This is a genomic window from Okibacterium sp. AC114, assembly GCF_979253355.1.
The window spans coordinates 756,901-779,704 of record NZ_CEEDBR010000001.1 but is presented as its reverse complement, the minus strand read 5'-3'; the positions used below and the strand labels follow the sequence as shown (position 1 = coordinate 779,704).

General features: G+C 69.5%; 21 protein-coding genes and 1 riboswitch. Of the genes, 8 read left to right on the top strand and 13 right to left on the bottom strand.

Translation table 11 applies throughout. The features are described 5' to 3' along the window. Window positions 1-52: 52 nt before the first annotated feature. Window positions 53-988, bottom strand: coding sequence for an aldose 1-epimerase family protein (locus ACZ6IE_RS03760; protein ID WP_464606838.1), 936 nt, complete (start codon window positions 986-988; stop codon window positions 53-55). Between the two features lie 84 nt (window positions 989-1,072). Then, window positions 1,073-1,870: a DeoR/GlpR family DNA-binding transcription regulator gene (locus tag ACZ6IE_RS03755; RefSeq protein WP_464606837.1), complete on the bottom strand. Its 798-nt coding sequence runs from the start codon at window positions 1,868-1,870 to the stop codon at window positions 1,073-1,075. A 59-nt stretch (window positions 1,871-1,929) separates the two neighbouring features. Here ACZ6IE_RS03755 and galT point away from each other — a divergent pair, with 59 nt between their 5' ends. The 3 genes from galT to ACZ6IE_RS03740 are packed head-to-tail and all read left to right on the top strand — an operon-like array spanning window position 1,930 to window position 4,550. Further along, the gene (gene galT, locus ACZ6IE_RS03750; protein ID WP_464606836.1) at window positions 1,930-3,108 is read left to right on the top strand and encodes a galactose-1-phosphate uridylyltransferase; all 1,179 of its coding nucleotides are present in this window, start codon (window positions 1,930-1,932) and stop codon (window positions 3,106-3,108) included. Beyond that, window positions 3,105-4,337 (top strand): galactokinase, encoded by a 1,233-nt coding sequence (gene galK / locus ACZ6IE_RS03745; RefSeq protein ID WP_464606835.1) that lies wholly within the window; start codon window positions 3,105-3,107, stop codon window positions 4,335-4,337. The genes galT and galK overlap by 4 nt, the downstream gene beginning before the upstream one ends. A 30-nt stretch (window positions 4,338-4,367) precedes the next feature. Then, window positions 4,368-4,550, top strand: coding sequence for a helix-hairpin-helix domain-containing protein (locus tag ACZ6IE_RS03740; RefSeq protein ID WP_464606834.1), 183 nt, complete (start codon window positions 4,368-4,370; stop codon window positions 4,548-4,550). 123 nt (window positions 4,551-4,673) lie between these two features. On the opposite strand, the gene ACZ6IE_RS03735 is transcribed toward ACZ6IE_RS03740, so the two are convergent. Together ACZ6IE_RS03735 and glyA are read right to left on the bottom strand one after the other, a co-directional pair. After that, window positions 4,674-5,558 (bottom strand): bifunctional methylenetetrahydrofolate dehydrogenase/methenyltetrahydrofolate cyclohydrolase, encoded by an 885-nt coding sequence (locus tag ACZ6IE_RS03735; RefSeq protein ID WP_079727020.1) that lies wholly within the window; start codon window positions 5,556-5,558, stop codon window positions 4,674-4,676. 8 nt (window positions 5,559-5,566) lie between these two features. Then, on the bottom strand, window positions 5,567-6,838 hold the full coding sequence (gene glyA / locus ACZ6IE_RS03730) for a serine hydroxymethyltransferase (protein WP_464606833.1): 1,272 nt from the start codon (window positions 6,836-6,838) through the stop codon (window positions 5,567-5,569). A gap of 42 nt (window positions 6,839-6,880) precedes the next feature. Next, a riboswitch (ZMP/ZTP riboswitch) is annotated at window positions 6,881-6,995 on the bottom strand. A 50-nt stretch (window positions 6,996-7,045) separates the two neighbouring features. Between glyA and nagA the strand changes: the two genes are divergently transcribed. Then, window positions 7,046-8,194, top strand: a complete 1,149-nt coding sequence (gene nagA / locus ACZ6IE_RS03725) for an N-acetylglucosamine-6-phosphate deacetylase (RefSeq protein ID WP_464608581.1) — start codon at window positions 7,046-7,048, stop codon at window positions 8,192-8,194. Window positions 8,195-8,229: 35 nt separating this feature from the next. On the opposite strand, the gene ACZ6IE_RS03720 is transcribed toward nagA, so the two are convergent. The 7 genes from ACZ6IE_RS03720 to ACZ6IE_RS03690 form a co-directional block, all read right to left on the bottom strand. Then, on the bottom strand, window positions 8,230-8,718 hold the full coding sequence (locus ACZ6IE_RS03720) for a hypothetical protein (RefSeq protein WP_464606832.1): 489 nt from the start codon (window positions 8,716-8,718) through the stop codon (window positions 8,230-8,232). A gap of 358 nt (window positions 8,719-9,076) precedes the next feature. Continuing rightward, window positions 9,077-9,517 carry a monovalent cation/H(+) antiporter subunit G gene (gene mnhG, locus ACZ6IE_RS03715; RefSeq protein ID WP_464606831.1) on the bottom strand — a complete coding sequence of 147 codons (441 nt, stop codon included), beginning with the start codon at window positions 9,515-9,517 and terminating at the stop codon, window positions 9,077-9,079. Further along, entirely contained in the window at window positions 9,514-9,777 is a 264-nt protein-coding gene (locus tag ACZ6IE_RS03710; RefSeq protein WP_077053763.1) for an MrpF/PhaF family protein, read from the bottom strand. Before ACZ6IE_RS03710 ends, mnhG begins: the two co-directional genes overlap by 4 nt. After that, window positions 9,777-10,382, bottom strand: a complete 606-nt coding sequence (locus ACZ6IE_RS03705; protein WP_464606830.1) for a Na+/H+ antiporter subunit E — start codon at window positions 10,380-10,382, stop codon at window positions 9,777-9,779. The genes ACZ6IE_RS03710 and ACZ6IE_RS03705 overlap by 1 nt, the downstream gene beginning before the upstream one ends. Further along, complete coding sequence (locus tag ACZ6IE_RS03700) at window positions 10,379-11,938, bottom strand: Na+/H+ antiporter subunit D (protein WP_464606829.1); 1,560 nt, start codon at window positions 11,936-11,938, stop codon at window positions 10,379-10,381. The genes ACZ6IE_RS03705 and ACZ6IE_RS03700 overlap by 4 nt, the downstream gene beginning before the upstream one ends. After that, entirely contained in the window at window positions 11,935-12,441 is a 507-nt protein-coding gene (locus tag ACZ6IE_RS03695; RefSeq protein ID WP_464606828.1) for a sodium:proton antiporter, read from the bottom strand. Before ACZ6IE_RS03695 ends, ACZ6IE_RS03700 begins: the two co-directional genes overlap by 4 nt. Further along, window positions 12,438-15,356: a Na+/H+ antiporter subunit A gene (locus ACZ6IE_RS03690; protein ID WP_464606827.1), complete on the bottom strand. Its 2,919-nt coding sequence runs from the start codon at window positions 15,354-15,356 to the stop codon at window positions 12,438-12,440. Before ACZ6IE_RS03690 ends, ACZ6IE_RS03695 begins: the two co-directional genes overlap by 4 nt. A gap of 178 nt (window positions 15,357-15,534) precedes the next feature. Here ACZ6IE_RS03690 and ACZ6IE_RS03685 point away from each other — a divergent pair, with 178 nt between their 5' ends. Further along, window positions 15,535-17,766 (top strand): hypothetical protein, encoded by a 2,232-nt coding sequence (locus ACZ6IE_RS03685; RefSeq protein ID WP_464606826.1) that lies wholly within the window; start codon window positions 15,535-15,537, stop codon window positions 17,764-17,766. 7 nt (window positions 17,767-17,773) lie between these two features. On the opposite strand, the gene ACZ6IE_RS03680 is transcribed toward ACZ6IE_RS03685, so the two are convergent. Beyond that, on the bottom strand, window positions 17,774-19,120 hold the full coding sequence (locus tag ACZ6IE_RS03680) for an MFS transporter (protein WP_464606825.1): 1,347 nt from the start codon (window positions 19,118-19,120) through the stop codon (window positions 17,774-17,776). Window positions 19,121-19,360: 240 nt separating this feature from the next. Here ACZ6IE_RS03680 and purU point away from each other — a divergent pair, with 240 nt between their 5' ends. The 3 genes from purU to ACZ6IE_RS03665 are packed head-to-tail and all read left to right on the top strand — an operon-like array spanning window position 19,361 to window position 21,996. After that, window positions 19,361-20,236, top strand: a complete 876-nt coding sequence (purU, locus tag ACZ6IE_RS03675; RefSeq protein ID WP_464606824.1) for a formyltetrahydrofolate deformylase — start codon at window positions 19,361-19,363, stop codon at window positions 20,234-20,236. An 18-nt stretch (window positions 20,237-20,254) separates the two neighbouring features. After that, entirely contained in the window at window positions 20,255-20,611 is a 357-nt protein-coding gene (locus ACZ6IE_RS03670) for a YrdB family protein (protein ID WP_464606823.1), read from the top strand. Then, window positions 20,608-21,996, top strand: a complete 1,389-nt coding sequence (locus ACZ6IE_RS03665) for an FAD-binding oxidoreductase (protein ID WP_464606822.1) — start codon at window positions 20,608-20,610, stop codon at window positions 21,994-21,996. Before ACZ6IE_RS03670 ends, ACZ6IE_RS03665 begins: the two co-directional genes overlap by 4 nt. A 12-nt stretch (window positions 21,997-22,008) precedes the next feature. Here ACZ6IE_RS03665 and nagB read toward each other — a convergent pair whose 3' ends face one another. Beyond that, on the bottom strand, window positions 22,009-22,800 hold the full coding sequence (gene nagB / locus ACZ6IE_RS03660) for a glucosamine-6-phosphate deaminase (RefSeq protein WP_464606821.1): 792 nt from the start codon (window positions 22,798-22,800) through the stop codon (window positions 22,009-22,011). Between the last annotated feature and the right edge of the window lie 4 nt (window positions 22,801-22,804).

Genomic DNA, 22,804 nt, shown 5'->3' with positions numbered 1-22,804 from the left:
GCGGGGCCGCAACAGCCCCGAACCCGACAGCATCAGCTCACATCACGACGGCTCAGACCGCCGCGAACCCGTCCGCGCGCACGCCCCAGGTGGCCTGGAACGTCTCGCCGGGGGCGAGGTAGCGCACGTCGCGACCCGTGTTGAAGGCATCCGTCGGCGCCGTCATGGGCTCGATCGCCACGGCCGTCGACTGGCCCGGGTACTTCTTGGTCGTGAACACCTGCCAGTAGGGGAAGTTCTCGTCGCCCCACACCGTCACGACCCGGCCGTCGTCGGCAGCAACCGTGTGCTCGGTGACACCATTCTCGAAGACCGCCTGACCGAAACCGTCGTCCAACACCAGGCCGCCGAGACGGCGACCGCCGCGCAGATCGTATTCGGTGCCCTCGACGGGAACCTCGCCCGTCGGCAGCAAGCGCTCGTCCACCGTGAAACGCGTCTCGCAGTTGAGCGTGACCGTCAGATCATCCGGTTCGACGTCTCCGATCGTGAAATAGGGATGCGTGCCGATGCCCGTCGGCGCCGTGCCCGTGCCCACGTTCTCGATGGTGTGCGTGACCTCGAGGCCCGCGTCGACCAGGCGGTAGCGCACAGACGTGTCGAGCAGGAACGGGTAGCCATGCTGCGGGTAGACCGTGGCCGACAGCGTGACCGAGTCGTCGGTCTGCTCGGCGACGTCGTAGGCCGTGAAACGGAGCAGGCCGTGGATGGCATTCTGCTTGTCGGGCTCGGTCAGGTCGAGCTGCATCTCTTCGCCGTCGAGTTCGTATTTGCCGTCGCGGATGCGGTTGGGCCACGGCACCAGCACGATGCCGCTGCCGTAGGGGCGCTGCACACCCTCGTCGTAGGGCGGCATGATGTCGATGCCGTTGACGCTCAGGCGTCGGATGCCGGCGCCCACCTGGGTGATCACGGCAGAGACCGTGCCGGCCGAAGCCTGGCGGGTCAGAACGTATTGGTCGCCGGTGACGGCGCGCGAGTGGGTCATCTTCGTTCCTCTCGGGGGTGTGTAACGAGCGTAGCGGGTGGATGCGGCGGTGCGGTCGAGCCGGTGCGGTCGAGCCGGTGCGAGCTAGTCCGTGATCACGCGCACGCCGCGCGCCGCGATCTGTTCGACCAGCGCGGCATCGGCCTGATCGTCGGTCACGAGCAGATCGACGTCGTCGAGCGTGGCGATGCGCCCGAGGTGCACCTGGCCGAGCTTCGCGGCGTCGGCGACGATGACCACGCGTTCGGCCGCGCCCATCATGAGGCGTTTCACCTCGGCCTCTGGCAGGTTGATGTTGGTGACACCGCGTTCGCCGTCGACGCCGTTGCAGCCGATGAAGGCGAGGTCGGCGTGCAGCTGGTCGAGCATGGGGGCCGCGAACGGCGCCACGAGCGAGTGCTGGCGGGGCCTCAGCGTGCCTCCCGTAACGATCACCGTGAAGCGCGGGATGTGCGGTTCGAGCGCCAGCGCGACGGTGAGGCTGTTGGTGATGACGGTGACATCGGTGAGGTCGGCTCGGGCGGCGAGCGCCCGGGCGACCGCGAGGCCGGTGGTGCCGACATCCACGATCACGGTGTTGCCCGAGCGCACGAGCGCGGCAGCATTGATCCCGACCCGTTCTTTACCGGCGGCGGATGAATTGAGCGCTTCTTCGAATTGCCACTCACGTTCAGGCCGAGGCGCCAGGTCGTTCGGCGGCATCGCTCCCCCGTGCACGCGGCGGGCACGGGCGGTGTCGACAAGTGCGTCGAGATCGGCGCGCGCCGTGACCCCCGAGATGCCGAAACGGTCGGCCAGTTCGGCGACGCGCACGAAACCGCGCTCGGCGATGAGCTCGGCGATCGCGTTGCGACGCAGCTCGGCTGGCAGGGTCTCTGACATAGGCCAATCTTCACTTACTTCGCTTTACTTTTCAATATGAAAGGGCTAGATTTCAGGTCATGAGCACCACATCGACGACCGATGACACCGCCGACGTCCCCGGCACGTTCGTGAGCGATCCGAGCATCCGCGTGCACGGCGACACCCTCGCCGACGGCCGCGAACTGATCTACTTCGACGACGCCGACACCGCGCTCGGCACCGAACGCAAGGCCGACGCCCGCGCCCTCGATCCGCGGCCCGCCACCGCGAGCATGCGCCAAGACCCCCTCACGGGCGAATGGGTGTCCATCGCGGCGGCCCGCCAGAACCGCGTGTTCCTGCCGCCCGCCGAGCTCGACCCGCTCGCACCCGCCTCGGCCACCAACCCGTCCGAGATCCCCGACATCTATGACGTCGCCGTCTTCGAGAACCGCTCGCCCTCCTTCGGGCCGCTCCTCGAAGACGACAACGCCCCCCGCGGCGGCGACGACCTCACCCGCATCGAGCTCGGCCGCACCCGCACGTCGGTCGGCCGCTGCGAGGTCGTCTGCTTCAGCCCCGCATCGACCGGTTCGTTCGGCAGCCTCAGCCGCAGCCGGGCCCGCACCGTGATCGAGGCCTGGGCCCAGCGCACGGATGCCCTGAGCCACAAGCCCGGCATCGCGCAGGTGTTCCCGTTCGAGAACCGTGGCGTCGAGATCGGCGTCACCCTGCACCACCCGCACGGCCAGATCTACTCCTACCCCTACGTGACGCCGCGCACCACGCGTCTGCTCGAATCGATCGAGAGCTACGGGCCGACGCTGTTCGCCGACATCCTCGAGCGCGAGCAGAACGACGAGCGCGTCATCCTGCGCGGCGAACACTGGACCGCCTACGTGCCGTTCGCCGCCCGCTGGCCCATCGAGGTGCACATGCTGCCGCACCGCCACGTGCCCGACTTCGCCGGCACCACCCTCGAAGAGCGCGACGAGCTCGCCGGGCTCTACCTGCGCCTGCTGCGCGGCATCGACGCGCTCTACGACACCCCCACGCCCTACATCGCGGCCTGGCACCAGGCCCCCGTGAAGGTCGGTCGGGATGACATTCGCCTCATGTTGCAGATCACCTCGCCGCGTCGCGCCGCCGACAAGCTGAAGTACCTCGCCGGATCGGAAGCCGCCATGGGCGCCTGGATCGGCGACGTCCCACCCGAACAATCCGCCCAGCGCCTGCGCGACGCCGTGGCGAAGGCCGACCAGGAGAACCCCGTATGACCGCCGACTCCGCAGCCACGCCCGCCTCGAACTCCCCCAGCGGATCGGCCGGCGAGGGCGCGCACCGCTCAGACCTGCAGCACGCCGCCCTCTCGCGTTTCGCCGAGGTATACGGGCACGATCCGCAGGGCCTGTGGTCGGCGCCCGGCCGCGTCAACCTGATCGGCGAGCACACCGACTACAACGACGGTTTCGTGTTCCCCTTCGCCATCAACTACCGCACGGTCGTGGCGCTGCGTTCGCGCGACGACCAGCTCGTGCGCGTCGCCAGCGCCTTCGCGCCGGGCGAGGTCGTCGAGGCCTCGCTGACCGACCTCGAACCCGCGAACCTCGACGGTTGGTCGGCCTACCCGCTCGGCGTCGTCTGGGCACTCGGTCAGTTCGGCGCGCCGCTCGGCGAACTGCGCGGTGTCGATCTGTTCATCGACTCGGATGTTCCGGTCGGCGCGGGCCTTTCGTCATCCGCCGCCATCGAATGCGCCGTCGCCGCGGCCCTCACCGACGTGTGGCACCTCGATTTCGACCGGCAGACCCTCGCCAAGGTGGGCCAGCTGGCAGAGAACAAGGCCGTCGGCGCGCCCACCGGCATCATGGACCAGTCCGCGTCGATGCTCGGCCGCCCCGACCATGGCGTGTTCCTCGACTGCCGCTCGCTCGACGCCGAGGTCATCGAACTGGGCTTCGACGGAGCCGACCTCGAGCTGCTCGTCATGGACACGCGCGTCAGCCACTCCCATGCCACGGGCGGCTATGCGGCCCGTCGCGCGTCGTGCGAGGCCGGCGCGAAAGCCATGGATGTCTCCTCCCTGCGTGATCTCAGCGTGCACGACCTGCCGCGCGCCGAAGAGGTACTCGACGATGAGACGTTCCGCCGCGTGCGCCACATCGTCACCGAGAACCAGCGTGTGCTCGACACCGTGCGCACCCTGCGGGAGCACGGGCCCACGGCCATCGGCGAGCTGCTCGACGCCTCGCACGTGTCCATGCGCGACGACTTCGAGATCTCGGTGCCCGAGCTCGACCTGGCGGTCGAGGTGTCCCGCCGTGCGGGCGCCATCGGCTCGCGCATGACGGGCGGCGGCTTCGGCGGCGCGGCCATCGCGCTCGTGCCCCGCGCCCGGCTCGCCGAGGTCGCCTCGGCCGTGACGGCCGCCTTCGCCGAGGCATCTTTCACCGCCCCCGTCATCTTCCCGGTGACGGCCGCTGGCGGAGCAACGCGCGAGCGCTGACGACAGGCGACGCGGCGGGAAGGGTTTCGCATGGCTGAACCGATCGACGACTTCCCGCCGGGAATCAGCAACCCCGCGCGCAATGCGCTCCATAACGCCGGTTACCGACGCCTCGCCGATCTCGTCGGCGTCCCGTCGAGCGACCTCGCCGCTCTGCACGGCGTCGGACCGAAAGCGCTGCGCCTCCTTTCCGAGGCACTGTCGACCGATTAGTCGCATTCCACGTCGCCGGGCGCCCCAGCGCAGAGACGAGCTCCCGCACGTAAGCACGAAGAAGGCCCGGACACAGGATGTCCGGGCCTTTCGCCGGCGGCTGCGGGCCGCCGTTCAGCACTCTCAGCGGCGCGCGTTACGCTCCGCGGCCTGAACCACGTTGGAGACGAGCAGGGCGCGCGTCATGGGCCCGACGCCACCCGGGTTGGGCGACAGGTGCCCCGCGACATCCCAGACGCCCGGGTCGATGTCGCCGGCCAGCTTGGCCTTACCGCTCTCGGTCGTGCCCACGCGGGTGACGCCCACGTCGAGCACGGCGGCGCCCGGCTTCACCCAGTCGGGCTTCACGAGGTGCGGCACACCGACGGCCGCGACGACGACGTCGGCCCGGCGCACCTCGGCGGCCAAGTCGACCGTGCGGGAATGCGTGAGCGTGACGGTGGCGTCGACGCCCTTGCGCGTGAGCAGAAGCCCGAGCGGGCGCCCGACCGTGAGACCGCGGCCCACGACCGTGACGTGCTTGCCCGCGAGCGGCACGTCGTAGCGTTTCAGCAGCTCCACGATTCCGGCGGGCGTGCACGGCAGCGGCGAGGTCAACTCACCCTCGACGCCCAGCACGAGGCGCCCCAGGTTGGTCGGGTGCAGGCCGTCGGCGTCCTTGTCAGGGTCGATGAGCTCGAGCATCTCGTTCTCGTCGATGCCCGCGGGCAACGGCAGCTGCACGATGTAGCCCGTCACCTCGGGGGCCGCGTTGAGGTCGGCGATGGCGGCGCGGATGTCGGCTGCCGACGCGGTGCCCGGCAGATCGACGCGCACCGACTCGATGCCCACTTCGGCGCAGTCGCGGTGTTTGCCGGCGACATAGGAGCGCGAGCCCGGGTCGTCGCCGACCAGCAGCGTGCCGAGGCCGGCGAGCTTGCCCGACGCCCGCAGCACGTCGATGCGTTCGCGCAACTCGGATTTGATGGCCGTTGCGGTGGCGACGCCATCTAGCGTGATCGCGGTCACGGCGGCGCCTACTGCTCGAGGCCCGGGTAGAGCGGGAACGCGTCGGTCAGCGTCTTGACGCGCGCACGCAGGGACGGCAGGTCGGCGTCGGGGCGCAGGGCCGCGGCGATGACATCCGACACCTCGGTGAACTCGGCGTCGCCGAAACCGCGCGTGGCGAGGGCGGGCGTGCCGATGCGCAGGCCCGATGTGACCATGGGCGGGCGCGGGTCGAAGGGGACCGAGTTGCGGTTGACCGTGATGCCCACCTCGTGCAGGGCGTCTTCGGCCTGTTTGCCGTCGAGCGGCGAGGTGCGCAGGTCGGCGAGCACGAGGTGCACGTCGGTGCCACCCGTCAGCACGTCGACGCCGGCCTCGCGCGAGTCATCGGCGGTGAGGCGGTCGGCCAGGATGGCGGCACCGCGCAGGGTGCGCTCCTGGCGGTCGACGAACTCGGGCTGCGCCGCGAGCAGGAACGACGTGGCCTTGGCCGCGATGACGTGCATGAGGGGCCCGCCCTGTTGGCCGGGGAACACGTTGCTGTTGAGCTTCTTGGCGATATCGGCGTCGTTCGACAGGATGAAGCCCGAGCGCGGGCCGCCGATGGTCTTGTGCACCGTGGACGACACGACGTCGGCGAAGGGCATGGGCGACGGGTGCAGGCCCGCGGCGACGAGGCCGGCGAAGTGCGCCATGTCGACCCAGAGCTTGGCGCCCACCTCGTCGGCGATGGCCCGGAAGGCCGCGAAGTCGAGCTGACGGGGGTAGGCCGACCAGCCGGCGATGATGACCTGCGGCTTGTGCTCGAGCGCCTTCTCGCGCACGACGTTCATGTCGACGAGGAAGGTCTCGGGGTCGACGCCGTAGGAGACGGCGTTGTAGAGCTTGCCCGAGAAGTTGAGCTTCATACCGTGGGTGAGGTGTCCACCGTGCGACAACTCGAGGCCGAGGATGGTGTCGCCCGGCGTGGCGATGGCGCTCAGCACGGCGGCGTTGGCCGACGCACCCGAGTGCGGCTGCACGTTGGCGAAGTTGGCGCCGAACAGGCTCTTGGCGCGCTCGATGGCGAGGCTCTCGGCGATGTCGACGTATTCGCAGCCGCCGTAGTAGCGGCGGCCGGGGTAGCCCTCGGCGTATTTGTTGGTGAGAACCGAGCCCTGGGCCTGCAGGATGGCGCGGGGAACGAAGTTCTCGCTCGCGATCATCTCGAGGTAGTCGCGCTGGCGACCCAGTTCGAGCTCGAGGACTTCGGCGATCTGAGGATCGACCTCGGCCAGGGGGGCGTTGAAGGTGGAAGACAAAACTGGCTCCTTTTAGACACAGTTGACGGAACAATCGGTTCTCGTATCGGCCCAGGCGTGCGGCCGAATCCGTGTCAGTCGCTCCCCGATGGTAACCATCTCGGGCGGATGCGCCAGCTGCTCACGATCCGTCACTACGCCAGTTGCGACCCATCCAGCATAGCAGCGGCGGCCCGGTCGAACGCTAGTGTTGCCAGCGTGAACGCCTTGCCCACGATCATCCATTCGGCCACCCTCGTCGACCATGCGCGCCGGGTCACCGACGCCTGGGTGTGCCTCGACGGCGGCGTCGTAACGCATGCCGGGCGGGGCGACGGATGGCGTGAGCTGAGCGCCGCGCCCACGGCCGATGTCGTCGACGCCACGGGCCTCTTCCTCACCCCCGGCTTCATCGACCTGCACAGCCACGGCGGCAACGGCGCGGCTTTCGACGACGGGGCGGATGCCATCTCCCGCGCGCTCCTGGTGCACCGCCGTTCTGGCACGACCCGTTCGGTGCTGTCGCTCGTCACGGCCTCGATCGAGGACCTCGCCGCCCGCGTGGCCGACATCGCGCGGCTCGCGGCATCCGACCCGTCCATTCTGGGTTCCCACCTGGAGGGCCCCTTCCTCGACCCGGGGCACAAGGGCGCGCACACCGAGTCCCTGCTGCGACCCGCGGATGCCTCGAGCATCGAGCACCTGATCGAGGCGGCCGCCGGCACCCTGCGTCAGGTGACCATCGCTCCGGAACGCCCGGGCGCGCACGACGCCATCGCCCGGTTCACGGAGTCGGGTGCGCGCGTGGCGGTCGGGCACACCGACGCCGACTACGACCAGACGCGCGCGGCCTTCGATGCGGGCGCGAGCATCCTGACCCACACGTTCAACGCCATGCACGGTTTGCAGCACCGCGCCCCCGGGCCTGTCGCAGCGGCATTCGACGACGAGCGCGTGACGCTCGAGCTCATCGCCGACGGGGTGCACGTGCATCCGCGCATGTTGCGGTTGGCCTTCGCCGAGGCACCCGGCCGGGTGGCGCTCGTGACCGACGCGATGGCGGCGGCGGGCGCGGCCGACGGACGGTACTCGCTCGGCGGCCTGGCCGTCGACGTGCGCGACGGCGTGGCGCGGTTGGTCGACGGCGGTTCGATCGCCGGGTCGACGCTCACGCAGGACGAGGCGTTGCGCGTCATGACCCGTGACGCGGGCATCACGCTGGAGGTCGCTGTCGAGGCGCTGACGGCAACACCGGCGCGAGCCCTCGGCCGTGAAAACGGCCTCGGGCACCTCGGCGTCGGGTTCGCGGCCGACGCCGTGCTTCTCGACGAATCGCTGCAGGCCGCCGCCGTCTGGGTCGCCGGCACCCGCGTCTGACGCCGCCGGGAACCGCGAAGAAACTCCCGCCCTGATCAGGACGGGCCGTGAGCCTCATTGCCGGATTCGTCGCTCGAGAATTGCGCCGCAACGCCGGCCGTCCAGGTCACCTCGTTGAATCCACCGCCTGCGAAAGCGATGTTCGTCGTGATGGTCGTCCCCGTGACGGCGGCGAGTTCGCCCTTCAGCGTGAGCGAGTCGATCTCGTCGAATACGAGAGTGACACGGTCGGCGGCGACCACGACATCGCCGCACCGGCCCGTGAGCGTCACAGTCGCACGGTCCTCCGAAAGGGTGAGGTCTTGTCCGTCGCATGCAAGTGCCGTGGGTGAGGGCGCGGGATTCAGGGCATCGCCGATCATCACACATCCACTGAGCAGGGGCGCCAGCGTCGCCAGCGCGAGGCAGATCAAGGGGGCACGGCCCCGCCTGTGCCGCAGCGCCGAACCGCCGCCCGCGCTCTTCAACTGGTCGTCGTGCCCCGCGGCCACGTGTGTTGCTGCAGGGTGAAAGTGGGATGCCATGATGATCTCCTTCGTCGTGGGGCGCGTGCGCCCGCTGTTATCGATCGAAGTTACGGATGGGCATCCAGCACAGTCTGAACGACATCCAGTCATTTCTCGGCCTGCACACAGTTTCGAGCGCCGGGCCCAGGCCGCACTGCCTTCGGACCGCTCCTCGCTCGATTCCGAGCGCTCGTTTGGTCGAAGATTTCGTCCGCAGAGACCGCGCGTTACGGCGCGTCGCGATTCGGTCCAGCGCCGACCGACGCACGGACGACCGACCCGGGACATCGGAGGCGGTCAGCGAAAACATGCCGTCATCGTCGACAGGGGTCGCCCTTGCCCGCCGTCCCAGTGGGGCGACCGTGCCGGCACGGGGCTACGGCTGCTGCAGGTCTTCCCGGTTCAGCAGGTCGTCGCGAATGAGCAGGTCGTGGCGCACGTGATGCGTGCGGTAAGCCGCCCGGGCCACCATGTGCGCCGAGATGGGTGCCGTCAGCGACTGAAACAGGATGATGGCGATGGCGAGCGTGATGTTGCCGACCGTGGGGGTCGAGACCGCGACATCCGCCGTGATGGCGAGCAGGCCGAGCACCTGAGGCTTCGTCGCGGCGTGCAGACGCGAGAGCACATCGGGGAAACGCAGGAGCCCCACGCCGGCCGCGAAGCACATGACGGCGCCGATCACGACCAGCAGCACCGTGAAGGTGTCGCGAACGGGATCGCCGCTGAACTCGGGCAGGCGCGGCGTGATCTCGGGCGCCGTGCTCGTGGCAGCACCCGAAGCGGCCAGCGCCGCGGCGAACGTCACCCCGATCATGCGTCGTCCTGCTTAGCCATGAAGCGGGCCACGCTGATCGACCCGAGCACCGCGAACATCGCGAGGGCCAGCAGCACGGGCAGGTTGTCGGCGTGATGGTTGAGCGCCATCTCGGCACCCAGCGCGCACATCACGGTGGCGACGAGCACATCGGAGGCGATCACCCGGTCGAGCAGGCTGGGCCCCTTGATGATGCGGTAGACGGCGGCGAGCGCGCCGGCCCCGAAGAGCACGGTGATCACGATGACGACGGCGAGCATCAGCTGTTCCCTTCTGTCGCACGGGGGGTCGGTGTCGCACCCGCGTCGCGCGCACTGACGCGGTCGACGTCGTCGCGCGACCCGAAGGCCATGACGAGTCGACGCTCGGTGCCGAGCGCCTCACGGAGGACGCGTTCGACATCCGCTTCGTCGTGCGTGTCGAGCGAGTGCAGGTAGAGCACCGAGTTGGCACGGTCGAGGTCGACCACGATCGAGCCGGGCACGAGCGAGATGGCCTCGGCCGTTGCCGACATGATGAGGTCGGAGCGCGTGGAGAGCGGCACCTCGATGATGGCGTTGCTGGGCGTGTAGGTGGGTTTGGTCACGAGCCAGGTGATCTGCGCCGAGGCGCGCACGATGTCGACCACCAGCCGGCCGAAGAAGTAGGCGGCCCAGAGCACGTTGACGCGGCCCGAGAGTTGCACGGCGGGCAGGTAGAACACGAGGGAGACGAGCACGGCCAGCGCGACGCCCGTGACGATGGTGAGGACATCCGCCTTGCCCCACAGCAGGCACCACAGCACGACGAGGCCGAGCAGCAGGGTGATCTGGCTGACGATCGAGCGCGTGGGGCCGGAATTCGATCCGGCATTCGAGGTACTCATTCGACACCTCCCGGGAACACGGCGTCGACGTAGTTGGAGTGGTTCTCGTTGGCCACGGCCGCGCGGTTGGCGAGGTCGAAGAGCGGCCCGGCGAAAACCGTGAGTGACAGGCTCAGCAGCACCATGCCCGTCGTCGCGGCGATCATGAGGCGGGGCGTGTGCTTGCGGTCGATCTCTCCGGCGTCGTCGGGGTTCTCGGCGAGCGACTGGATGAGCGGCGACTCGTAGTCCTTGACCTCGTCCTTGCGGCGCCAGAAGCCCATGTTCCAGACGCGCATGAGGGCGTAGAGCGTGAGGAGCGATGTGGCCGCGCCGGCGCCGATCAGAATCCAGGCCAGCGGGTCGTTCAGCTGCACACCGGCCTGGAAGAGCCCCACCTTGCCGAGGAAGCCCGAGAACGGCGGGATGCCGCCGAGGTTCATGGCACCGATGAAGAACAGAATGGCCACGAACGGGGATGCCTTGAGCATGCCGCCCAGCCGCGAGATCGACGCCGTGCCGCCGATGCGTTCGACGAGCCCGATGGCCAGGAACAACGTGGTCTGCACGATGATGTGGTGGACCACGTAGTAGATCGTGGCCGTCATGCCGAGCTCGGAGCCCACCGCGATGCCGAAAATCATGTAGCCGATGTGGCTCACGAGCGTGAACGACAGCAGTCGTTTGATATCGGCCTGGGCGAGCGCGCCGAAGATGCCGATGAGCAGCGTGAAGAACGCCACCACCATCAAGGGCACCGCGAGCGGCACATCCGTGAAGAGCACGGTGTCGGTGCGGATGATCGCGTAGACACCCACCTTGGTCAGCAAACCGGCGAACACGGCCGTGACGGGCGCGGGCGCCGTGGGGTAGGAGTCCGGCAGCCAGAACGACACCGGGAACACGGCGGCCTTGACGGCGAAGCCGAGCAGCAGCGCACAGCACAGGATGAGCTGCACATCGGGTGGCAGGTCGCGCACCCGTTCGGCGACGAGCGCGATCGTGACCGTGCCGGTCGCGCCGTAGATGAGTGCGATGGACGCCAGGAACAGCAGCGACGACATGAGGCTGATAACGATGTAGGTGACACCGGCTCGGATGCGGGCGCCCGTTCCCCCGAGCGTCAGCAGCACATAGCTCGCGGCCAGCAGCATCTCGAAGCCCACATACATGTTGAACAGGTCGCCGGCCACGAAGGCGTCGAACAAACCGGCCGCCAGCACGAGGTAGGTGGGGTGGAAGATCGACACGGGCGTCTCGTCGTGGTTGTCGGCCACGCCCTGCCCGATCGAGAAGATGAGGACCCCGAGCAGCATGAGCGCGGAGACGAGCAGCATGATGGCCGAGAGACGGTCGACGACGAGCACGATGCCCCACGGCGGCTGCCAGGCTCCCACGTTGACCACGACGGTTTCGTGGGTGTCCACCCAGACGAGCAGCACGGCGCTGATGATGGTCACGGCCGTGAGCGAGATCGAGCTGATGGCGATCTGGATGCGCGGCCGGTGGCCGAAGATGAGCGCGATAGCCGCACCGAGCAGTGGGATCGTGACGACGAGAGGGACCAGGGCGTTCATCGGCGCTCCTTCTCTCGTGCCTCGGGGTCGTCCTCGATGGGACCTGAATCGCTGTCGTTGTCACCGTGTTCGTTCGACGCATCGAGCACCTGTTGGATGGCCAGATCGTCTTCGTCGACGGCCGCGAAGGCCGCCTCGGTCGAAGCCTCGGTCTCGCCCGCGTGTTCGTCGGTGAGCGTGTCGCCCTCGTCGCCCAGCTGGGCCAGCCACCACGAGCGGTAGACGAGCGCCAGGATGAACGCGACGACGCCGAAGTTGATCACGATGGCGGTCAGCATGAGTACCTGCGGCACCGGGTCGACCATGTTCTCGTCGGCGGCCGTGCCCGTGACGATGGGCGCGCTGCCGCTCGGGCCGCTCATCAAGAAGATGAGGATGTTGGTGGCATTGCCGACCAGCAGGAAGCCGATCAAGAGGCGCGTCAGGCTGCGTTCGAGCATGACGTAGATGCCCGTTCCGTACATGACGGCCATCAGGATGACGAGGGTGAGCGAAGCGGTCACGGGCGCACCTCCGCGGGCGTGAAGTCGTCGTCGGTGCCGGCCTCGAGGTCGGTGTCCTCCTGCTGGCGGTCGACCTCCGCGCCCAGCGAGCGCAGGATGTCGAGCGTCAGGCCGATCACGACGAGGTAGACGCCCACGTCGAAGATCGACGACGTTCCGATCGAGAGATGGCCGAGCACGGGGACATCCGCTTCGAGGTAGGCGGATTGCAGGACCTCGCCGCCGAAGAAGAGCGAGCCGATGGCCGTGCCGACGGCGAGCAGCACGCCGACGCCCAGCACCTTGCCCGGGTCGATGGGGGCGGCCTCGCCGAGTTCGTAACGGCCGCCCGCGAGGTAGCGGAACACGAGCGCGAGGCCCGCGAGCAGACCGCCCGCGAAACCACCGCCCGGCGCGTTGTGGCCGACGAAGAGCAGGAACACGCTGACGACGATGGCGGGGTGGAACAGCAACCGCACGAGCACCTCGAGCAGCACCGAGCGGTTCTCGCTCGACACCTTCAAGCCGCCGAGCAGCCACGACTGGCGGTGCGTGCTCTCGGGGTGCTCGGTGGTCTGCGGGTCGTCGATCACGTTGCGGCGGTGCTCGGCGCGGCGCTGGTTGCGCGACCCGCTGAGCCGCGGTAGCGCCTTGGCGCGTCCCGACACGAACAAGAGGCTCGCGATGCCTGTGGCGACGACGACGAGCACCGACAGCTCACCCATGGTGTCCCACGCGCGGATGTCGACGAGCATGACGTTGACGATGTTGCGGCCGTGGCCCTCTTCATAGGCCAGGCGCGGCAGCTCGGCGGCGATGGATGGCGCCTGCCGCGCGCCCAGCGCGATCAGCCCGATCGTTCCCATCACGAGCCCGACGAGCACGCCGATGATCAGGCGCCGCGTGCGCTGCTCGGGTTTGTTGTGCTGCGCGATCTTGACGGGCAGGCGGCGCAGCACGAGCACGAAGACGACGACCGTGATGGTCTCGACGAGCGCCTGCGTGAGCGCCAGGTCGGGCGCACCGTGCAGGGCGAAGAGCCCGACCATGCCGAAACCGGTCACTCCGGCGAGCAGCACGGCCGTCATGCGCTGCTTGGCGAGCGCGGCGGCGATGGCGGCGATGCCCATGACGACGGCGACGACGAGCTGCGCGGGCGAGTCGAACCAGCGGATGCCGGGCGGCCACGTGCGCCCGAGCGTGGCCGTCAGGCCGAGCGCCAACACGAAGACCACGAGGATGGTCGAGAGGTACTGCGACAGGCCACCGCGCTGCGCGAAGATCGTGATCTTGGCCGACAACCGGTCGACACCCTGCGTGGCAGCCCAGTAGCCGCGGCTGGCATCGACGAGCGGGGGAACCTTCTCCTGCAGGCGCGCGACGCCCCGGCGCCGCCAGAACAGCAGGCCGCCGAGCACCAGCACCGCGGCGCTGATGAACAGCGCGGGCTCGAGGCCGTGCCAGAGCGCCAGGTGGTAGTGACCCTCACCCGGCACGGTGTCGGCATAGAGAGCAAGTAGCGGGTCGAGCAGGGGGACGGCGATGCCGAGGACGACGGTCGCGAACGCCAGCACGGCGGGCGCGAACTGGATGCCCCAGCCATCCGCGTGCAATTCGGTGGGGACGATCTTCTTGCGGTTGCCGAACGCGCCCCACAGGAAGCGCGCGCTGTAGGCCACCGTGAGCACCGAGCCGACGGCCGTGCCGACGAGCGCCACCCAGCCCCAGAAATCGCCCGCGACGGCTGCCTCGACGAAGGCCCCGAAGACCGCTTCTTTCGCGACGAACCCGAGCAGCGGCGGAATGCCCGCCATGGACGCGACGGCTATGGCCGTGATGACGAAGAGCGACGGGGTGGTGCGCCAAAGGCCCGAGAGTTTGCGCCAGTCGCGCGTGCCCGCCTGGTGGTCGATGATGCCGACGACGAGGAAGAGCGTGGCCTTGTAGAGCGCGTGGGCGAGCAGGAGCGCAGCGGCCGCCAATGCGGCATCCCGCGAACCGAAGCCCGTGATGACCATGAGGAAACCGAGCTGCGAGACCGTGCCGTAGGCGAGCACGAGCTTGAGGTCGTATTGCCGCAGGCTGCGCCAAGCCCCCACGATCATGGTCCACACGCCGAGGCCCACCAGCAGGGCCTGCCAGCCCGGGATGTCGGCATAGCCCGGCGCCAGACGTGCAACCAGATAGATGCCGGCCTTCACCATGGCGGCGGCGTGCAGGTAGGCGCTCACCGGTGTCGGCGCGGCCATGGCGGCGGGCAGCCAGAAGTGGAACGGCACGATGGCCGACTTCGACAGCGCGCCCACCAGGATGAGCAGGATCGCGACCGTGGGCCCGGCACCCTGCGGCGCCTCGGACACGATGGTGGCGAGCGAGGTGGTGCCGGCGAAGGACGAGATCATGACGACGCCGACGAGCATGACGAGGCCGCCGAAGGTCGTGACGAGCAGCGCTTGCAAGGCCGCACCTCGCGACTCCTTGCGCCCCGTGTAGTGCCCGATGAGCAGGTAGGAGAGGATGCTCGTGATCTCCCAGTACATGAACATCACGATGATGTCGTCGCTCGTCACGAGACCGTACATGGTGCCGGCGAACGCCAGCAGCAGGCCCGCGAAACGCCCGAGGCCCGGCTCGTCGGCCTCGAAGTAGCGGGCGCAGTAGACGAGCACGAGCGCGCCGACGCCGGTGACGACGAGGGCGAGGAGCCAGCCGAGCGCGTCGACGCGGGATGTCAGGGCGATGCCGAGCTGTGGAATCCACTCGATCTTCTCCTCGATCACCCCGCCAGAGGCGATGGTGGGAGTCTGCGCGAGGGTGACGCCGAACACGGCGGCCGGCAGCAGCGCGATGACGTAGAAGACGCGGGTCGAGAGCCAGCGGGTGAGGAGCGGAGACGCGACAGACAGCGCTGCAAACAGAGCGAGGATGAGTGTCATGCAGGTCTCCTGGTCGAGGCGGCCGCTGGCTTACAAACTTATCAGGTGTAGGGATACCTCTTATACGGGGCTTGCGCGCGGGGCCTCGAATCTGCTTTCCGACGACGGTCAGCGAACGTGGATACAGAAATGTCAGCATTGTATGTATTCTGTCGATCGCTCATCAGAGGAGGCTCACATGCCACGGCATCGACCCACGTTCGCCGGCAACTCATCCGACCCGTCCGGCCAGGGCCCGGCCACGCCCGCCAGCGCTCATTCGGCGCGGCGCGGCGCATCCCTGCCCGCACCCGACGACACCGGAACCCTCGTCGTCGACACGGCCCGGGCCGCTCTCGACACCCTCCCCGACGCCTGGCGTCGCAGCCTGGGCGACCTCCGGTCGGCGCACGGCACCCCCGGCCACACGCGACACGCCGACCAGGAGCACACTCGCTCCCCTTCCGCGCGCGCATCATCACTCACTCTGGCCGAACGTCATGACCCGCGACTGCGCCAGCTCGCCACCACGGCACTCGACGCATCGTGGCGGCACGAACTCGCGCTGCGCATCGACACCACATCACCCCACCGCGTGATCGTCGACCGCGGCGACGACTACCAGGCCGGGCGTCTGGGCGACCGTGCCCGGCAGCGCGCGGCCGAACACATCGCCCCCTGCGCGCTCTGCACGCGGCTGCTCCCCCTCTTCGCATCGAGCGAAGCCATCGTCGACGCGGCCAATGCCTGGGTCCCCGACCGTCATCACCGCACGCGCCCCGTGCCCTACTTCCGCACGGGCAGCGGTGTGGCCGTCCTGGCCGCCGCGACCGCCGGCCCGGTCGGCGTATCGACCGCCGCTGCGGCTGCGCCGGTCACCGCGGGGTCTCCGTTCGCGGCCGTCTCGGCAGTGGTCGGCGGGCTGACCGCGGCGCTCCGACGATCCCGGTCGGCATTCACCCGTGGCACCACCATCGCGGCCGCGGCAACGGTCTGCGTCGTGAGCATGGGAATCGGCACATCGATCGCGCTGTCCGCCGCACAATCCAGGGTCGCGTTCCCCATGATGTTGGCCGCCGGCCAGGCGGCCCAGGCCGCCAGCGCATCCCCGCGCCCGGCCGTGCCCGCAGAACCCGGCGCCGATGCGCCGACACAACCTGCCCCGCCACCCGGCACGCCCGCAGAACCGGGACACGAGCAGGAGCCCACCATGCCCGTCGAAGCGGCGCCGCCCGGTGCCGTCGACGGCGAGACACCGCGCGCGCCATCCCGCGCCCCCCTTCCGCGCCGAGAGGGGCCCGTTCACCGCTCGGTACCGGGCCCAGGGTCCGTCGACAACCCGGTCACCGGAGCATCCGGCCTCGGCACGCCGCCAGCTGCACCCGCGACGACCACGGAAACCTCGCCGGACACGCCTTCGTCGGCCGGTGAGGTCACGCCTCCCCCGGCTTCGCAGGTCGACACCGCGGCCTCGGCTGCAACGGCCGCGTCGGCGAGCGCCGCCGCGAACGCCGTCGGTTCGAGCGCGGCGAACGCCGTCGGTTCGAGTGCGGCGAACACCGGTGCGAGCGCGTCCTCCGATTCCGCCGGCTCGGCCGCATCCGCCGGGTCCGCCGCCGGGAACAGTTCGAGCGCCGGGAACAGCTCGAGCGCCGGGAACGGCACCGCGGGCGGGAGCGGTTCACTGGGCGGCGACGCAACGGGCCCGACGTCCGGAACCACGCCGACGCCGACCAGCCCGGCCGGTCCGGGTGCGGGTGCGGGTGCAGGCTCGACCGCCGCCGGTGCCGCAACCGCCGCGGGCGGGTCGCAATCGGTTCCGCCCTCGTCCGCCGCGGACGCAGGCGCAGGCGCAGACGCAGACGCAGACGCAGACGCAGACGGCGCAACATCCGGGACGAACCCATCCGTGCCGCTGCCGGAGAAGCCCGGAACGCTCGAGCCCGTCACCGGCGAGCCGGGGCAGCCGACCCCCGCGCCGGCGGGATCCGACTCGGCGGGGAGGCCCGTATCGCCGGGGCGCCCTCCGGTGGGGACACCGACCTCTGGCGCGGACGGCACCGCCGGGCCCGTGCCGAGCGCGTCCGCACCGGTACCGGTTGAACCGGTTACGCCGGTCGAGACCACGATCCCCGCGGCGACGGCACCGTCTCCAGCCGCACCGACGGCTCCAGTCGCTCCGGCAGCTCCAGTCACACCGACGGCTCCAGTCGCACCGGCAGCTCCAGCCGCTCAGGCCGCGCCGGTTCGGCCCGAGCCGGTGCCGCAGGCATCCGTGATCGCGCCCGGGGCGCCGCCAGCACCCGTCACCCCGTCAGCACCCGTCACCCCGACGACCGGCTCCGGCGCGGCCGGACCCGCGCTGATCACGAGCGATTCCGACCTCTCGGGCGCGCCGACCCGCCCCGCCCCCCTGCGGCCGGCGCCGTAGCGCCCGCTTATCGGGTGGGTGCCGCGCCTGAACGTCGTCGCACGGCGAGTTCGTACCGCCGTGCGACGACGACCAACACCCCACCGATCACGAGTAACACCACGTAGAAGTAGGGCAGCGATTCGATGCCGATGCCGTCGAGCAGCAGACCGCCGACGAAGGCGCCGCCGCCGATACCCACGTTGAAGGCCGTCGTGTAGAAAGCGCTGGCGGTGTCACGGATGCGCGCACTGGCCGAATGCAGCATGCGCGTCTGCATGAGCGGCGCAATGGCGCCGTAGGCGATGCCCCACACCAGGAAGATGATGAGCGCCGCCCAGAACCATCCGGCGACGAGCGCGAGCGCCGTGACGAACACGATCGACAGGCCGATGCAGATGAGCAGGCCTCGTGTCGTGCGCTTGGCGAAGACCGTGCCGGCGAGCACCAGGCCGAGCGCACCCGTGATGCCGAATCCGAACAGCGCCAGGCTGATCTGGGCTTCGGGAACGCCGATGACGTCCGTCAGGTAGGGCGCGATGTAGGTGTAGAAGCTGTAGTGGCCGATCATGACGATTGCCACCGTGATGCAGACGAGCGCGACCGAGAAGACGGTGGGGTCGACAGGGCGACGGGTGCCCGCGCGGCCCGACGCGGCGGGCGAACCGGATGCTCGAGCATCCGCTGCGCTGTCGTCGGCATGTGCGTCGAGCTCGCGTTCGACGGGCGGCAGGAACTTGTAGACCACGACGGCGCCGACGAGCAGCAGCACCGCGATGCCCACGAACGAGAGGCGCCACCCGACCGCGTGGCCGGCCGCCGTTCCGAGCGGAACGCCCAGCACGAACGCGAGGGTTCCGCCGGCGAGGGTGATCGAAACGGCCCGGCCGATGAGCTCTTTCGGAACGAGGTGGGCGGCATAGGCGCCGACCATCGACCAGAAGAGCCCGTGCCCGATGCCACCCAAGACGCGCGTCAACAACACGAGCGGATAGGTGGGAGCAAGAGCGGTCAACACGTTGGCGACCGCGAGCAACACGAGCACCGACATGATCAGGGTCTTGCGCGGGATGCGCACCGTGAGGGCCGTCAGAGGCGCCGAGGTGAGCACGACCGTGAACGCGAAAGCACTCACGAGGAAGCCGACCTGCGATTCGGTGACGCCGAGCGAGGCGCTCATGTCGGGCAGCAGACCCGTGGGAATCATCTCGCTCGTCACCGACAGGAAAACGGCGGCCGAGAGGGCGATCAGGCCCACCCAGGGGAAGCGCGCGCCTGCGGGCGGCGACGAGGTCACGGGCCCGGTGACGATCGGCAGGGAACCGGTCGGGGTGTCAGACCCGCGATCGGGCAGGGGAATAGGAGAAGTAGTCATCAGTGTGTCCGACGATGGCGTTCACTCCGGCACCGGCTGGCCGTCACGCTGTGGGTGACCCCTGGCCGCGGGAGTTCGTCTGCGCGCTCATGTGCGCGCCCAGGGCCGGGCGAACCGCCACGGCCAGCACCCATTCTACGGGCGGCCGGCGCACGACGCCAGGAGAGGTTCGCGGATGCCACGAGGCGTCAGCCCAGCGACCGCCACGGTTCGGGCGCCCCGGTGTCCTATCCTGGGCGAATGACTTCCGACGCCACCGCCTCCGCACCCCACAACCACTGGGTGCTCACGTTCGTCTGCCCCGACGCGCCGGGAATCGTGCACGCCATCTCGGGGGCCATCGTCGAGGCATCCGGAAACATCACCGAGAGCCAGCAATTCTCGAGCGCCGACACGGGCCGCTTCTTCATGCGCCTGCAGGTGCAGGCCCCCACCGACCAGCAGCAGTTCGAGGCCGCCATCACGCCCGTCGCCGAGCGCTTCCAGCTCGACTGGCGGCTCGACCGCGTGGGTCGCCCGCTGCGCACGCTCGTGCTCGCCTCGACGGCCGCGCACTGCGTCAACGACCTGTTGTTCCGCCAGCGCGCCGGCCAGCTGCCCGTCGAGATCCCGCTCGTGTTGTCGAACCACGGCTCGCTGCGCGAACTCGCCGCGTTCTACGGCGTGCCGTTCGAATCGCAATCGGTCACGGATGCCGCGAGCAAGGCCCTCTTCGAACGCCGCATCCTCGAGGCCGTCGAGGACCACGACATCGAACTCGTCGTGCTCGCCCGCTACATGCAGATCCTGTCGCCCGAGCTGTGCGAGAAGCTCGCGGGCCGGGCCATCAACATCCACCACTCGTTCCTGCCCGGCTTCAAGGGCGCGAACCCCTACCGTCAGGCCCACGCTCGCGGCGTGAAGCTCATCGGGGCCACGGCGCATTTCGTGACGAGCGACCTCGACGAGGGGCCCATCATCGAACAGAACGTGGTGCGCGTCGACCACGCGCAGAGCCCCGCCGAACTCGTCGCCATCGGGCAGGACGAGGAGAGCCGCACGCTCACGCAGGCCGTCAAGTGGTTCGCCGAGGACCGCGTGTTGCTCGACGGCGCCCGCACCATCATCTTCCGCTAGCGCGCCTAAGATTGACGGGTGCAGAACCAACGAACCACCCCCGCAATCGGCGTCATCGCCATCATCCGTTTCGTGCTCGAGATCACGGCCTTCGTCGTGCTCGCGGTGTGGGGTTTCGTCACCTGGCCGTTCCCGTGGAACATCCTCGTCGGTGTGCTCGCCCCCGTTCTCGCCATCGTGCTGTGGGCCCTGTTCCTGTCGCCCAAGGCCGTTCTGCGGGTCGACCCGTTCGGCAAAGCGCTCATCGAGATGCTCATCATGTTCTCGGCGGCGTTCGCGTTCCTGCAGCTCGGTCTCTGGCCCGTGGCCATCGTCTTCGCCGTGCTCGCGGTGGTCACCGGCGTGCTCAACGGCCGTAGAGAGCTGTCGGCGTGACGTCGGTCGATGTGACGTCCGCTCGCGTTCTCGAGCTGCTGACGGCCGCACTCGGCGACCGGGTGGTCACGAGCCCCCACGTGCTCGACGAGGCGCGCGCCGATAAGTCAGGCCACCGCTCCGACGCGCCACCTCTCGCCGTCGTCGAGGCCGCGAGCATCGACGACGTGCAGCAGACCCTGCGCATCGCCACCGAGACCGGCACCCCCGTGGTTCCCCGCGGTGCCGGCACGGGTCTGGCGGGCGGCGCCATCGCCTCGGGCGGCGAGATCGCGCTGTCGCTGCGCGCGATGGACCGCGTGCTCGAGATCGACGAGAACGATCTGATCGCGGTCGTCGAGCCCGGCATCCTGAACGGCGACTTCGGCCGCATCCTGGCCGAACGGGGCCTGTGGTTCGCGCCCGACCCCGCGTCGAAAGAGATCTCGACCGTCGGCGGCAACATCGCGACCAACGCGGGCGGCCTGCTGTGCGCCAAATACGGTGTCACGCGCGACGCCGTGCTCGCGCTCAAGATCGTGCTCGCCGACGGCACACTGATGTCGCTCGGGCACCGCAGCGTCAAAGGCGTCACGGGCCTCGACCTCACGGCCCTGCTCGTCGGTTCCGAGGGCATCCTGGGCGTCATCGTCGAAGCCACCGTGCGCGTGCGCCGCGCCGTTCCCGGGGTCGTCACGACGCTCGCGGCCACATTCCCGCACGTCACGGATGCCGCGGCCGCCTGTTCCGCCATCACCGCCGCCGGCATCCAGCCCGCCGTCATGGAGTTGCTCGAGCCCACGGCGCTGGCCGCCATCCACGACTATCTGGGGCTCGAGGCGCCCACTCCCGGCCGCACGCAGATCATGGTGCAGACCGACGGGCCGCTCTCGGCCGACGACGCCCGCGCCTGCCTCGCGATCATCGAGGCCAACGGGGGCGTGGGCGAGGTCGCGGCGAACGAGGCCGACGGCGAGCGCCTGCTGTCCATCCGGCGCGCCATGCATCCGGCCATGGAGAAGCTGGGCCACCCGTTGATCGAAGACGTGTCGGTTCCGCGCAGCGCGCTCGTGCCCATGTTCGAGGCCATTCAGGAGGTCGAGCGCGAGTTCGGCATCAGCATCCCGACCGTGGCGCACGCGGGCGACGGCAACCTGCACCCGAACTTCGTCTATCAGGGTGACGAGGTGCCCGAGATCATCTGGCAGGCCGCCGACGCGCTGTTCCTGTCGGCCATTCGGCTGGGCGGCACGCTGACGGGCGAGCACGGCATCGGCATTCTGAAGCGGCGCTGGCTCGAGGCCGAGTTGGGCGCCGAACAGGTCGATCTGCAGCGGCGCATCAAGGCCACGTTCGACCCGCAGGGGTTGCTCAACCCGGGTAAGGTCTTCGACCCGATCGTGTGAGGCTGGGCCGGTTCACTCCGCGTCGGGAACGCGCTGCCAAGAAGGTTTGTTCGCGAACGTGTGCCGGCAGTAGTCGGTCAGCGTGAGGGCGGATGCCGCGGCCTCATCCAGCACGACGACCGCCCGCGGGTGGAACTGCAGCACCGAGCCCGGGCACATCGCGCTCACGGGCCCCTCGACCATGGCCGCAACGGCCCGCGCCTTCCCCTCGCCCTGCGCGACCAGCACGGCCTCGCGCGATTCGAGGATGGTTCCGAGCCCCTGCGTCAGGCAATGCGTCGGCACGTCGGCGGGGTCATCGAAGAAGCGCGCGTTGTCGGCCCGCGTCTGTGGCGCGAGCGTCTTCAGGCGCGTGCGCGACGCGAAAGACGAGGTCGGCTCGTTGAAGCCGATGTGTCCGTTCGAACCGATGCCGAGAATCTGCAGGTCGATGCCGCCCGCTTCGGCGATGGCCCGCTCATAATCACGGGCCGCCTGTTCGAGGTCGGCCGCGCGGCCGTCGGGCACGCGCACGTTCTCGGGGCGCAGGCCGAGAGGTTCGACCACCTGCGAGCGGATGACCCGGGCATAGCTCTCGGGATGCGTGTCGCTGATGCCCACATACTCGTCGAGCGCGAAGCCGCGCACCCCCGAGAAGTCGAGACCGCGCGCGACGGCTTCGGCGAGTTCGGCGTAGATCGCCGTCGGCGATGAACCCGTGGCGAGACCCCAGACGAGGGCCGGCCGGGCGCGCACCCGCGCTGCGACGAGGCGCGCGGCATAGCGGCCGACATCGGCGGGGGTGGGGAGGATGACGATTTCCACGGTG